This window comes from Actinopolyspora lacussalsi subsp. righensis (assembly GCF_900116555.1).
Lineage (GTDB): Bacteria > Actinomycetota > Actinomycetes > Mycobacteriales > Pseudonocardiaceae > Actinopolyspora > Actinopolyspora lacussalsi.
This window is the reverse complement of sequence record NZ_FPAT01000004.1, coordinates 352,945-366,399: the sequence shown is the minus strand read 5'-3', so window position 1 is coordinate 366,399 and position 13,455 is coordinate 352,945. Positions and strand designations below refer to the sequence as shown.

The window sequence follows — 13,455 nt, the reverse complement described above, 5'->3', positions numbered from 1 at the left end:
TCGCGCAGGGTTTGCGGGGCGGCCAGGGGAACGGCGGCCCCGCATGAATCTCGACAACCTTTTCCTGTAACTACCGTACCGTGCCGATGCGGTTCTTCGCGACGTGGTAGGCCAACCCGCTCTACCTGCGGCGGGTGATGTGGGCCGCAGCGGTTCCCGGCGGTTGTCACACGGGACGGGCACTGCCGATCCCGTTCCACCGGCATGGCAACATACACGCTGTGCCGGAGCCGTTCGTCGCCTACATGAGGGTGTACGAGCCCCTGTCGTCATTCGAGTCGCCCCGACGTGAACAGCTCTCCGAAGCGCTGGATCAGGGTGCTGTGGATCCGGTCGGAGTGGGATCTCGGGAACAGAACAGGTGGCTGCGTACCCAACTGTCCATCCGTCCGCGACTGCTTCCGGGTGAAGCGGTCGACGGTACCGCCCAGGGGCCGGACGAGGTGCTGGCCCTCGACGCCGAGGAGGTTCCCACGGGGGAGTCCTCCGCCGTGGGGCCGGGACCGCTCGTCTGCCCGCTGGACCTGCGCGGTCGCGCCGCCGCCGCGTTGGTCGGTTTCATCGGCGCGGCGGACCCCCCGCTGCGAACAGCCGCCCTGAACGTTCCCGAGGACACCGCCAAGTCCAAGGCCTCCGCCGTGGTGCAGGAGCTCTCCGACAGCGCGGTCCACGTGATCTCCTCGACCTGGACCATCCCGCTGCCGTGGTTCGCCGTGGTGGATCCGGAGCAGCGCACCGTGCTCCACGACGAGCACGGGCGGATCAGGCGGCTCTACTGGCTGACCTCGATGGCGGACGCCCGCAGGCGGGTCTCCCGGGCGCACACCGTCACGAGGAACACCCTCGGCGACGAGGGGCCACCGAAGATCCTGCGGGAGACCGGGCGCTGGCTGGAACGGTTCCACCCCCACGCGGCCGTCGAACTGGACTACGGCGGTTTGGTGCAGATGATGTCCGACGCGGATCTGGAAGCGGATTCCTCCGCCGAGGACGTGCACGCGATCGTCGACGCCATGGAGCTCGGTCACACCACCGAGGTGGGGGAGCGCTACGAGGCGTTGCGCGAGTTCTGGGCCGAGCTGGCCGCGCACGAACGCTACAACTGATCGCAGCAACTGATCGGAGCCTTCCCACCGGCTCGACGTGGGCACTCGACCGACGGGCCGGGCGGCCTCCGCCACTTCGGTGACCGCCCGAACCCCGCTCGTCCGGGTCCCGCTCGTCAGGACCCCGCTCGTCAGGACCCCGCTCGTCAGGACAGGACAACGCCGGTCGGGATCAGTCGAACAGTCCCTTGAGCGCGCGGACGGTGCCCATCCGGCGACCTCCGCCCAGCACGCCGCTCTCCGCCAGCTCCGCCAGGTTCTCGTCGTCGATCCCCACCGCGCGCAGCGCGGCCACCGCCACCGGCAGCCTGGCCCGCGCCGAGCCGTCCGCGATCTTCAGGGCGATCGCGTGCCCGTCGGGCAGTGCCAGCGCCAGCACGCCCTCGACCCCCGACTTGCTCAACAGGCCCGGGACCGCGCGCATCAGCAGCGTGTCCTCGCGCTCGGTCCCCGCCACGAACCACGGGTTCGCCCGCATGGCGTCGGCCACCCGCCGTTCGGGCGTATCGGTGGCCGCGGTGACCATGTTCCGGAACGTACGGGCGAGCCCGGTCAGCGAGAGCGCGAACAGCGGAGCCCCGCAGCCGTCCACCGAGACCGAGTCGATCGGTTCGCCCGCCAGGTCGGACACGGCCTCGTGCAGGTCGATCTGCAGCGGATGCTTGGGATCCAGGTAGTCCTCGGTGGCCCAACCCCGTTGCGTGCAGGTGGCCAGCATCGCGGCGTGCTTGCCCGAGCAGTTCATGGTGATGCGCTGCTTGCCGAATCCCTCGGAAGCACGCCGGTCCCGCTCGTCCTCCCGCAGCGGCCAGTCGGTGGGGCAGCTCAGCGCGTCCTCGGTCAGGTCGTGGCGGTGCAGCACCTCCCTGGTGCGCAGCACGTGTTCCGGCTCCCCGTTGTGGGACGCCGCCGCCATGGCGAGGTCGACCTCCTCGTCCAGCCGCAGCCCGGCCCGCAGCATTCCCACCGCCTGCGCCGGTTTGTTCGCCGAACGCGGGTACATCGGGCGGTTGACCTCACCCGCGAAGTGCGACACCCGCCCGTCCGGCGCCAGTACCACCACGGATCCGTGGTGCAGCCCTTCCCGGATCTCGCCACGAACCAGCTCCACCAGCGGAGTCAGCTCGACCTGCTCGTTCAATGCCCGTCCCTTTCCGCGGCCAGTAATTCGTCCACCGAGGCGACGCCCTCGCGATACCGTCGGGCGATCTCGTCGTTGAGCGCGTCGACCACCGCCTGCACCTGCTTGCGCCTGGTGGAGACGGACTCCTCCTCCGACTCGAAGGCCCGCAGCGCGGCGTCGAGCTTCGCGGCCGACAGCGACATCACGTCGGACAGGTCCACATCCGAGACCAGTGCCTCCACGTGCCTGCGGTGCGCCTCGACCCGCGAGGGTTCCACAGTCTGGTACCGCCCCGAACCGGTGGCCGGTCCGACGGCGTTGTCCGAGAGGATGCCGACCAGTTCCTCCACCACCGTGGCGGAGCCGTTCTCGGCGCGTCTGCGCTGTTCCGCCCGCACGATGTCGATCCGCGCGTGCAGCATCCGGCGCAGATAGGACAGGTCGGTCTCCTCCTGTGCGGCTTCGTCCCGCAACGAGCGGACTTCATCGAGATCACGTTGTTCCAGACCGCCCGCGAACTCCGGGTCCAGAACCCGGTCGATGCGTCGGCGGCCTCCGGGGCGCACTTCGATCACGGCTAAATCCTCTGCATCCAGGCGCTGACTTCGCCGGAGCCGGCACTTCGGCGCTCGATTACCCACATCCTAGGGGAGGCGATCCACCACTTGGGGTGTTCGGAGGTGTGCCGCCCGGTTGAATCACCCGGACAGGCCGAACACTCCACGAACGTGGGATACCGACAGCGGCAATCGCTGCGCTATCTTCGCCACACCAGCCGCACGTGCCACCAGTTGTGCGTTGTCCCGCACCGGTTCTCCCGGCGAGTACTCCAGTGTGTCCGCCATTCCCACCCGGACGTGCCCGTTCGTCGCCAACGTGGCCAGCAGCATCGGCACTGCCGTGTCGTCCAGACCGGTGACCGTGTAGCTCGCCCCCTCCGGCAGCCGTGCCACGGCCCTGCTCAACGTCTCCGGGTCACCGTGCATACCGGAGTCGACGGCCGAACCGAAGACCAGAACCGCGTGCACCGGCCCGGTTTCCGCCGCGCAACGCACTCGCAGCGTGTCCAGCTGTCCCAGCTCCCGCACCTCGTGGTGCACCGCGATCCCCCGTGCCCGCGCTCCTTCCCGCAGTGCGGCGACGAAGTCCTCCGGTGCGTCCACCGGACAGGTCAGCACTTCGGCGCCGGAGTCCAGCAGGGTGGTCAGGGTTTCCGACCGGGCGTAGGCGGCCACCCGCACCACCAGGTCCGTCCGGTTGTGGACAGCGGCCACCACGTCCGGAACCGAGGTGTCGTGTCGCGGCTCCAGGTCGATGACGGAAGCACCCACCCGTGCGCAGGAAGCCGCCGCCGCGGCGACCTCCTCGCTGCCCACCGGCAGTGCGGGGACATCGGCTTTCGCGTGGGCTCCCGTCACCGCGACCGTGATGATCGTTCCCGGTCGCGCCCGCGAGCTGGCTGGATCGGTTGACGGCGCTGTCATGCTTCGATCTTGGCACAGCCGCACCTCGCGGTGCCCCCCGTGGCGAGCACTGTTCCCGGATTTCACCGACGCGGCTCGACGGCTCTCGCACGGTGGTCGTACGGCGGTCTCACCCGAACGGCGTCGGCAGGCGACCCGTCGTTCGGAATGACCGTGGCGCACGAGCCGCCGATCCGACGGCTGCGGGGACGCGTCACCCGATCAGCGCCCGCGGACCCGCTGCGCGGCGATCCTGCCCGGCGGCTCCCCGGTGTCCGGGGGCACCGACTCCGGGTCCACCGCCGCGGCCACCTGGCGTTCCTGCTCGGCATCGCCGGCCAGCAGCTCCTCGTCCACGGGGGCCGAGCGCTTCAACAGCGCCAGCGCCACCGGGCCGAGCTCGTGGTGCAGCACCACGCTGCCCACCCGTCCCACGGTGCGTTCGCCGTGCAGCACCGGATCACCGGTCTCGGGACGTATCTCCACCGAACCGTCCAGGTGCAGCAGCAGCATCCTGCGCGGCGGCTTGCCCACGTTGTGCACCTTGGCCACGGTCTCCTGGCCGCGGTAGCAGCCCTTGGCCACGTGAGCCGCGGTGTGGATCCAGCCCAACTCGTGCGGGATGGCGCGGTCGTCGGTGTCCAGTCCCACTCGGGGGCGCAGCGCCTCCACGCGCAGCGCCTCATAGGTCATGCTGCCCGCTCTGCGCGCGCCGTTCCCGGTCAACCGCATCCACCAGTCGACCATCGAATCCCGAGGCACCAGCAGGTCCGCGGTGAAGATCTGCCGGAACGGCACGTGCCGCACCAGGCCACCGCCGGGCAGTCCGCTCACCCCGTAGGGTTCGGCGGGCACCGTCACGCCGGACTCCTCGAGCACCTCGCCGGCCCGTGGCCCGATCACGGTGAACACGGCGAACTCCTCGGTGGCCTCGCGCGGCTGGACATCGGACCAGAAGCGCATCGCCTCCAGGTACTCCGGCAGCGACTGGGTGCCGTCGGTGCCCATGGTGGGCAGTGCGCTGGTCGCCGTGGAGCCTGCTTCGCAGTCCAGGTAGACCACCTCGTCGTGGTGGGCCACCATCATGTGGCTGTCCACCCGGCCCTGGTTGTCCAGCACCAGCGCCTCGGTGCCCCGGTCCTCCGCCAGTTCGGTGAGGTGCTGGGACAGCACCAGGTGCAGCCAGCTCAGGCGTTCCCCGCCCGGTACCGCGATCACCTGCCGGTGCGAACGATCCACGATCGCGGCGCCACGCGCGGCCGCGCGCTGCTCCCCGAACGGGTCGCCGAAGTGCCACGGCACCCCGAAATCGGGGGAGTCCTCGGGTGCGGGAACCGCACCGGGAAGTTCGAGCAGCGGTGAGTTCATCCTTCTCCCATCGGGGGATCCCCGGCGGTTCGGTCGCGGGGCCGTCCGGTCGGGTGCTGTTCGGTGTTCACGTGGCGACTCAGTCGCTCTCGACAGGGCCGCCTTCGGCAGGATCGCCCTTGAAAGGGTCGCCCTCGACAGGGTCAGCTCCGTGCGGAGCCTCGATATTCCCGTCCTGGTCCGCCTCCTCGGCCAGGCAGGTGGCGCAGGTCCCGGACAGCGCGAGATGGGTGGCGTCCAGCGCGAAGCCGCGTTCGCTGCGCAGCAGCCCACCGAGCTCTTCGAACCACTCGCAGGGGACCTCGTCGATCCCGCCGCAGCGGTGGCAGACCAGGTGCACGTGTTCGTGCTCCTCCACGGAGTAGGTGGGAGCCCCGTGCCCCAGGTGGGTGTGCCGCACCAGCCCGAGCTGCTCCAGCAGGTCGAGGGCGCGGTAGACGGTGGTGATGTTGACCGTCGGCGTCGTGCGCTGGACGTGTCTGCACACCTGCTCCGGGGTCGCGTGGGCCAGCTCCCGCACGGCGTCCAGCACCAGCTGGCGTTGCGGGGTCATGCGCCTGCCCCGTCGGTGCAGTGTGCGCCGCAGCGCGGGTTTCGTGGCACTCCGCGCCGGACCCGCGCCCGACGGTGTCGTGTTCGTGCCCCGTTCGTCGTCCTGCCTCATCCGAGCTCCCCGCGGGTAACGGTCCGCGCAACGTTCTCCAGCGCTTCGGCCGACTCTCGGTTCCGATCGTACGACCGGGTGAGCCGGCGCGGCCCGCTCGGGCACCCGGGTGCGTAGGTTCTAGGCTGCGAGTATGCGCATTCTGGCTCTGCTGGACGGCACCCTGGCCGACCCCGAGGCCCCGCTGCTGCGTTCCGACGATCTCGGGGTGCAGCGTGGTGACGGGATCTTCGAGACGATCCTGGCGGTCGACGGTAATCCACGGGAGATCGAGGCCCACCTGGACCGGTTGGAGCGTTCCGCCCGGCTGATGGAGCTGCCGCTGCCCGAACGGGCGAGTTGGCGACGCGCCGTGCGGGCGGTGCTCGCGGAGTGGCCGTGGGACAGCGAGCCGGAGAGCGCGATCAAACTCGTGTGCACCAGGGGCCTGGACGGCGGGGACGGCACCCCGACCGCGTTCGTCTCGGGGCAGTCGCTGTCGGCGGAGCTGATGCGCAAGCGTGCCGAGGGCATCTCCGTGGTGACCCTGGAGCGCGGCATCGACCCCGGGATGATGGAGCGCGCTCCCTGGCTGCTGCTCTCGGCGAAGACGTTGTCCTACGCGGTCAACATGGCCGCCCTGCGCGAGGCGGAGCGGCGCGGCGCCGACGAGGTCGTGTTCACGGCGACCGACGGTTCGCTGCTGGAGGGGCCCACCTCCAACGTGGTGCTGGCGGAGGGCGGCAGGCTGGCGACCCCACCGCCGAGTTCCGGCATCCTGCGGGGCACCACCCAGGGTGCGTTGTTCCGGGCCGCCGAGGAGGCCGGCTGGTCGACCGCCGTGGAGCCGATCACCGCCGAGCGGTTGTGGCGGGCCGACGGTGTCTGGCTGGCGTCGAGCATCCGCAAGATCACCCAGGTGCACACCGTGGAAGGCACGCCCGTGGCCACCGACCCGGGATTGCACGAGCGGATCTGCAAGCTCTACGAGTCGCAGTACTGACGGATCAGGACCGGTTCCCGCCCTCGGTCGCCCCACACCGCGTCACCGACCTCCGGACGCAGAACTTACTCGGCCTTGCGGTACCCGTGCCGACACGCGGGTGCTGACCTGCCTTTGGCAGGCTGGGCTGGGAGTGCGATGGTTTCGCGACCACACCGATCCGGGCAAGGCGGATCGTGATCGCCAGGTCTCGCGGGCCACGGCGTATCGGTATGTCGATGAGATCATCACCGTGCTCGCTGACCACTCACCGGATCTTCATCAGGCGCTGCGGCAGGCCCACGAGGACGTCCATGCCTCCGTCGTTCTCGACGACACGGTGGTCACCACCGACCGTCTTGCCGAGAAAACCAGCAGTGTTCAGGGAAAACCATCGACCTGTGCTACTCCGGCAAGACCGGCGAGCACGGTGGCACGATCCAGGTCCTGTCGGCGCCCAACGGATTCCCACTATGGCTCTCTCCGACGAGGAACCCGGCTCGCCCCATGACCTGACCGCAGCCCACGAACACGTGCTGCCCGCGCTGTAGGCAGCAGCAGCTCACGGGCCTCCGAGCCTGGCCGATGGTGGCTACGACGGCACCGGTATCGGCGTGCACACCCCCATCAAACAACCACCCGGCACCCAGATCCTCGACGCCGACAACCGCGCATACAACGCCCTGATCCGTGGACTCCGCGGCCTGGACGAACGCGGCTTCGTCCTAATCACACAGCGATGACGCGTCTCGGAACACCTCATCGCCAGCCCCAGAAAAACCGCCCCCAGCATCCAAGCCGCACTGAGTTCGGCAAGCATTTCCTGATGCCAACTGGCAAAGCCCCGGGTTTTTGCCGGTACCACAGGCGGGGCAGTATTTCATCACCGAGTCGAATCCTGGGTCTTGGGCAGGTCTTCCCAGGCGATGTCGGTGAACAGTGCGAACATGATCCCCTGCGATAACTCTGCTGCTCCGGCAATGGCCTCGGAGTCGTCCTACCGACCGGACACACCGACAAAACCGACTCGATCCGCTCTCACAACTCGTCTGATACACCCTACGTCACAGCCACACCAAGATTATCTCAGGCAAAGATCGCTAACCTGATAAGCGCTCTATATTCAAATTGCAATGAATTGTTTCCTTTTGAGGAATCGCAATAGCCTGTACGGCGGCACTGGATCCCCCGGAAAGTCTAAATTTGTCCTTAATAGCAAAAACAGAAATACTGAGCAACCTAGAGAGTTAAGTTTAGGAATGAGATAGGTCATAGTTGACATCGGGAGGGGATTTTGTGATGATCGTTTTTGCTTCGAAATTTTAATCAAAAGAACTTTATTCTGAAAAATTAGTGGGAAGTTGGTTCCAGTCTACGAGCGGTACCGTCTCGACAGGAGGAGTTGGGTGATGTCTTTGCGGTTGCCGCCGCTCAGCGACAAACCACCGCCACGGATCAGATGGTTTTCGAGTCGGTCTGGGACCAATCGATGGGGCTCGGATCGTTCGTGGCCCCTTCTGGTGCGCAGATGTTGGAAGTATCTGCACACGCCCGTGAGCAGTCTATCTCGCCAGCGGCGTTGAGTTCAGCGAGTAATGTCTTGTGGGCTTGTTCGAAGCCCCGGGTTTTTGCCGGTACCACAGGCGGGGCAGTATTTCATCACCGAGTCGAATCCTGGGTCTTGGGCAGGTCTTCCCAGGCGATGTCGGTGAACAGTGCGAACATGATCCCCTGCGATAACTCTGCTGCTCCGGCAATGGCCTCGGAGTCGTCCTACCGACCGGACGAACCGGCAGTAACAGCTCAATCCGGGTCCACAACTCGTCCGATAAAAACCACGACGCGGCCATAGACCAAGATTATGCCCAGGCAAGATAACCAATGTTCTAAGGGGTTCATGGTCGATTTGTTTTAGTAGAATGCAGTGAAACTTGTGAAATTTACTGATGCTCAACCTGTCGATTTTAGAGTGGCTACCGATGGATGAAAAAGTTCTTGCTGCACAGAAGTGGGTCAACGCAACTTATGGTGATGTTTCAGGATATGAGAAATGTCCGGAGGACGGTGAAACAGGTTGGAGTGTGATGTACTCCCTAACTCGTGCTCTGCAGCACGAGTTAGGTATAACAGCGTTGTCGGACAACTTTGGTCCTTCCACGCTGAGTCACCTGCGAGCGCATGGGAATATCGGTCCGGGCGAACCCAACAAAAATATCGTTAAGATTGTGCAGCACGCATGCTTTTGCAAAGGATATTGGGGTGGACCCGTCGACGGGGAATACCACAACAACACGCGCAACGCGATCGTCTCGATGGAGGTCGACGCCGGACTTGACGGAACAACCGGAGCGGTGCGGCCCAAGGTGTTCAAAGCTCTACTGACCATGGACGCTTATGTGCTGCTCAGTGGTGGTTCCAAGAAGATCCGCGAAATCCAGCAATGGCTCAACGGTCGTTATATTAATCGGGAGAACTTTTTTGTCAGTCCCTGTGACGGTCATTATTCTCGTGGCGTGCAGAAGGCATTGATGAAGGGATTGCAGTACGAGTTCGGTCTCTCTGAGTCGTTGGTGAATGGTAATTTCGGTCCGAAAACGAAGGCTGGATTACGGGCTCACCCAGTAGCCGAAGGAGACTCGGGAGTATTCGTACAGTTGTTCAGTGCGGCTTGCGTGTTCAACGGCACCGTCGACGACGGTGACGGTAATGCGTCCACTACGTTCAAGGAGACCTTCGATGCTGCTCTGACTGAGTACGTACGGGTCTTTCAGGGATTCTCAGTACTCGATGTCAACGGCGTAGGCGACTACAATACCTGGTGCCAGTTGCTGGTATCGTGCGGAAATCCGGACCGGGACGGTACGGCCGCCGACTGCGTTACCACCATTACTCCTGCTCGTGCTCAGGCACTGTACGATGCCGGATACCGAGTGATCGGCCGGTATCTTGACGAACCAGAGGACGGCAGGCACAACAAGGAGATCCAGCCCGGTGAGCTGCAAAACATCTTCGATGGTGGGCTGCGTGTCTTCCCGATCTCGCAATACTACGGTAGTGAAGTAACCTACTTCACGTACAGCCGGGGTTACCAGCATGGGTTGAAGGCTCACGAGAGGGCCGAACACTACGGGTTCAACCGCGGTACTGTCCTCTATTTCGCCGTGGACTACGACGCCACCGACGCTCAGATCGACCAGTACATCCGACCGTATTTCTTCGGTGTGCAAGCTGCGCTGTCCTCCAACGGCAAGAAATACCTCGCGGGGGTGTACGGCTCCCGCAATGTGTGCTCACGTATCTCTGATGAGGCATACGCGCGCTATTCTTTCGTGTCAGGTATGTCGTACGGTTTCTCCGGCAATCTCGGTTTCCCGTTGCCCGCGAACTGGAGCTTCAATCAGATCCAGACCCTCACGATCGGTTCAGGTAGCGGTGAAATAAATATTGACAAGAACATCCACCGCCCGGGAACTGACCCAGGAGTAGGCTCTGTCGGCGAGAAGAGTTCCCCGGTCGACGCATTCCTCCAATATATTCAGGATCTTTACGACACCGCTGTTTCCTACGGAAGCGACGACCCTGATCTTCGCGTCATGGAGTACCTCCGTTATCCGAAGTACAATGGGGTAGCAAGTGGCTGGAAACTACTGATTGGGAATGTCGACGAGGCGTGGATAGACTACGTCGAAAATAATGGACCCCGAAAGGTGAAACAGTTCGCCGACCCATCCTATGGCGTGACCGTAAACGTCGACCACTTCGGTGCCACCGCCAATGCGGTCTACCTGAAGGGAGTAGGAGGGGAGGACGCAGCCAACGAAGGTGACTTCGGTGGTTGGGGTGGCGACCTGTGTACCTTGTACGGAGAATGGTACTCCAACATCGAAGAATACGCCTCCGGATACAAGTTCTGCATGGATCGTCTCGCGAAGATCAATACCACTTCTTCGTTCTCTTTTGGTGACCTAATCGAGGACGTCGATGGTTACCATGTGGGAATGACTGTAAGAGGTGGGACGAGCGTCGTCAAGGCAATCCAAGATCAGCTCGGAGGAAACGGACACCTCAGCAGGTTCAAGCGGTTCTACGAAGAACGGTACGGCGGAAGCGTCGAAGGTGTGGTACAAAGTGCCACCAACATGCTTGTCAGAGAGGTGGGCGTCACTCTGGAGCAGTTGAGGTTCGCGGCTTACCAGAAATCCGGAGGATGGGAAGTTATGATTCCCAGGGATATGCCACCGTATAAATTGAACCCCTTCTTTGAGGGGTATGCTGACACTATTCAGCAGATAGTCGGGAAGGAGGATGCGCGGTAGCAACGCCCAAGATGCGAGACAATGTAGAATACAGGCATGGTTTTCCTGCTCTTTCTTCTGTTGCCGCTGCTCGTGTTCGGGCTGCTCGCTTCGGTGATAAAATTGCTGACCTCTATCGATCAGAGAAACCCTGTCGGGGTCTGGTCGTGCGCCGCTATAATTTTTCTGTTTCTCGCGTTTCTGGACTACGTCTGGGGGGGTCTACGAGCGATCACTGTTCCCGACGCGGGTGAAGTATGCTTATCTCTCCCGCGGGAAGGGCCTCGCGGGGGTGGTTTCGAACGGATCGATTATGGAACCTTCCCACCGAGCGCCGAATGTGTGTGGGCGAATGGAAACACTTCCGATCTGGTTCCGAGCTACGTAGCCCCGCTGCTGTACGCTTTCTTGGCCGGAGCGGTCGTTTGCGCGGTGGTGGCCCTATATCTCGCTCGGAGAAAACCGTCGAAATCTGTCGCAGAAAGAGGACACTCATGAATGATCACGTATCCGACCCCTCGTTATCCCGGCGGAGCCTGCTGGCTTCGGGCACCGGTTTGGTCGGCGGCGCGGTTCTGTGGGCGAGTGGGCTGACTCCCTCGGCTCACGCCGCTGTTACCGAGCCCGGCGTGTGGAACAGCGGGCGGAGTGCGAATGGTTGGCCCGTACTCGGTGGCACGATGCGGGCCCGGTCGGTGCCCACTCACACGATCGAGGGCAGTGATGCCTCAGTGGCTCTGCTCTCGGGAGATGCGGCCGTGGTGCTGTTGCACGCAGCGCGTCGTTTTCACTACGAGGTTGAGGAGCTGGATCCCGATGACGTCGTCGGGCACACCACCTCCCGGAAGGTGGCCGCGTCGTACGAGAGCAACTACTTGTCCGGCACCGCTCTAGCCATTCAGCCCGACCAGTTCCCGGTAGGGGCAGGTGACGGATTGTTCCCCGCGCAGGTGGCCACTGTGCGCGAGATCCTTAACGACTGCGAAGGTGTCCTGCGGTGGGGCGGCGACGAGAGAATGCCCAAACAGGGGCATTTCCAGATCGAGGTCGGACCTGGTGATGGCCGGCTGCGGAAGGTCGCCGACAAGCTCCGTCGGTGGAACGAGGCACCGTGCCGTGGAGCCGGCACTGACTGAGATCCCCCGCGCTCGTCGCTCGGACTGAGACCTGGTTGGTCCCATCGGGAACCGATGGCCCGGGCCGGACCGATGAAACCGGCCTGGCCCGGCGCTTTGGCCGCCACACACGCCGGGATCATGTGGGCTCGTGAACAGCGCGATGCGACAGTAGTCCGGTAGTCACGACCGTGCACCATATCCTGGCTGCTTCGTGTCGTGTACTACGTCCGAGCCGGGGTAGCCCGAACAACACACGAACGAACTGCTCATGGCGAACTCCGGGACCGAACGGGTGTCAGAGTCCCCTTGTCTTTTGGCTGTCTCCGGGGTGGGCTCCCGGCTGTGGGTGTCCGGACTTCACCCCGTGCGAGTCGGCTCGGCACTCGCCGCGCCGGAGAGCGGCAACGAGCGCCGAGCCGAACGTGTCACACCGAGTCCGAACGGAGCCGGCTGAGTTGTTCGCCGCGTTCTCACCACACGCCCCGAGGATTGAGGTCAGCCGACCACGCGTTCCAGCTTGGCGGAGAGGCGGGGCTGCAGCTCGTGCTCCGAGGTGGCGCGTTCCTCGACGTAGGCCAGCGAGCCGTCCACCACGCCGTACAGCCTGGTCGTGGCGGTCACGTCCTCCGAGGTCGGGGTGCGCAGCACCGCGTCGGTGGACAACTGCCAGCTGGTCTGGTTGAGGGGGTTGCCGAAGAACATCTCCGCGATGCCGGAGGAGTGCACCAGCAGCAGCTCGATGCTGTCGTCGGGCTGCGGCCGCCACCAGCCCAGCTCGCGGAAGGCGGGCTCCACGATCTCGCCGCCCTCGCCGTCCAGCTTCCAGGCGCGGCTCTCGTAGTACAGGAACGGCCTGCCGTCGTGGGCGAAGGTCACCTGCTGCAGGAAGCGGTACTTCTCGTCCAGCGTGGGGTGGTTGGCCTCGCCCTCGCCCCGCCAGACACCGACCAGCGGCAGCAGCCCCAGGCAGGCGCCGTTGAGCTCCGGGCCCATGCGCAGGTTCGCGGTGTCCCCGATTCCCGGCAGGTCGTCGAACTCGGGAATGTTGCGCCCGCGGGTCTTCTCCGCGCGCTCGGCCTGGGCGCGCACCGCCGCGTCACCGCTGCCGGGCTGCGGTTGACCGTTGGACGGGTCGGACTGTTCGGACGGCTGGTTGGGCGTGGCAGACATCGCCTTCGAGGTTACCTCGAAGGCTCGCCGCGTTCGTCGCCGCTCCCCCGTCCAGTGCTGGGTGGATCAGTCGCTGTGCAGGCGATACACCACGTAGAAGGCGAACCAGACCGTCGCCAGGGCGGCGATCCCCACCAGAGTGACCAGGCCGTAGTGCAGGAAGTCGATGAGTGTCACGGCCGTAAGC

General features: G+C 64.6%; 11 protein-coding genes. 5 read left to right on the top strand and 6 right to left on the bottom strand.

Translation table 11 applies throughout. The features are described from left to right. Nucleotides 1-221 precede the first annotated feature (221 nt). A complete protein-coding gene (locus tag BM394_RS10110) occupies nucleotides 222-1,106 on the top strand; it encodes a DUF8083 family protein (protein ID WP_092977087.1) in 885 nt (294 codons plus the stop codon). Nucleotides 1,107-1,278: 172 nt separating this feature from the next. Here BM394_RS10110 and BM394_RS10105 read toward each other — a convergent pair whose 3' ends face one another. The 5 genes from BM394_RS10105 to BM394_RS10085 all read right to left on the bottom strand — a co-directional run bounded on the left by BM394_RS10105 (nucleotide 1,279) and on the right by BM394_RS10085 (nucleotide 5,613). Then, nucleotides 1,279-2,247, bottom strand: a complete 969-nt coding sequence (locus BM394_RS10105; protein ID WP_217643429.1) for an asparaginase — start codon at nucleotides 2,245-2,247, stop codon at nucleotides 1,279-1,281. Next, on the bottom strand, nucleotides 2,244-2,804 hold the full coding sequence (locus BM394_RS10100) for an RsiG family protein (RefSeq protein WP_092977084.1): 561 nt from the start codon (nucleotides 2,802-2,804) through the stop codon (nucleotides 2,244-2,246). The genes BM394_RS10105 and BM394_RS10100 overlap by 4 nt, the downstream gene beginning before the upstream one ends. Before the next feature lie 123 nt (nucleotides 2,805-2,927). After that, entirely contained in the window at nucleotides 2,928-3,713 is a 786-nt protein-coding gene (locus tag BM394_RS10095; RefSeq protein ID WP_092977081.1) for a 3-keto-5-aminohexanoate cleavage protein, read from the bottom strand. 201 nt (nucleotides 3,714-3,914) lie between these two features. After that, the gene (gene ygfZ, locus BM394_RS10090) at nucleotides 3,915-5,060 is read right to left on the bottom strand and encodes a CAF17-like 4Fe-4S cluster assembly/insertion protein YgfZ (protein ID WP_175530042.1); all 1,146 of its coding nucleotides are present in this window, start codon (nucleotides 5,058-5,060) and stop codon (nucleotides 3,915-3,917) included. A gap of 79 nt (nucleotides 5,061-5,139) precedes the next feature. After that, entirely contained in the window at nucleotides 5,140-5,613 is a 474-nt protein-coding gene (locus BM394_RS10085) for a Fur family transcriptional regulator (protein WP_342752667.1), read from the bottom strand. Nucleotides 5,614-5,857: 244 nt separating this feature from the next. On the opposite strand from BM394_RS10085, the gene BM394_RS10080 reads away from it, so the two are divergent. The 4 genes from BM394_RS10080 to BM394_RS23315 all read left to right on the top strand — a co-directional run bounded on the left by BM394_RS10080 (nucleotide 5,858) and on the right by BM394_RS23315 (nucleotide 12,116). Beyond that, on the top strand, nucleotides 5,858-6,706 hold the full coding sequence (locus BM394_RS10080) for an aminodeoxychorismate lyase (RefSeq protein ID WP_092977075.1): 849 nt from the start codon (nucleotides 5,858-5,860) through the stop codon (nucleotides 6,704-6,706). Nucleotides 6,707-7,299: 593 nt separating this feature from the next. Further along, nucleotides 7,300-7,428, top strand: a complete 129-nt coding sequence (locus BM394_RS23510) for a transposase family protein (protein ID WP_139235189.1) — start codon at nucleotides 7,300-7,302, stop codon at nucleotides 7,426-7,428. A gap of 1,203 nt (nucleotides 7,429-8,631) precedes the next feature. Next, entirely contained in the window at nucleotides 8,632-11,001 is a 2,370-nt protein-coding gene (locus BM394_RS10070; protein WP_245780087.1) for a glycoside hydrolase domain-containing protein, read from the top strand. Between the two features lie 737 nt (nucleotides 11,002-11,738). Next, entirely contained in the window at nucleotides 11,739-12,116 is a 378-nt protein-coding gene (locus tag BM394_RS23315) for a hypothetical protein (RefSeq protein WP_245780086.1), read from the top strand. Nucleotides 12,117-12,593: 477 nt separating this feature from the next. Here the strand turns inward: BM394_RS23315 and BM394_RS10060 are convergent, their stop codons facing one another. Then, nucleotides 12,594-13,268 (bottom strand): heme-binding beta-barrel domain-containing protein, encoded by a 675-nt coding sequence (locus BM394_RS10060; RefSeq protein ID WP_092977066.1) that lies wholly within the window; start codon nucleotides 13,266-13,268, stop codon nucleotides 12,594-12,596. Nucleotides 13,269-13,455 lie beyond the last annotated feature (187 nt).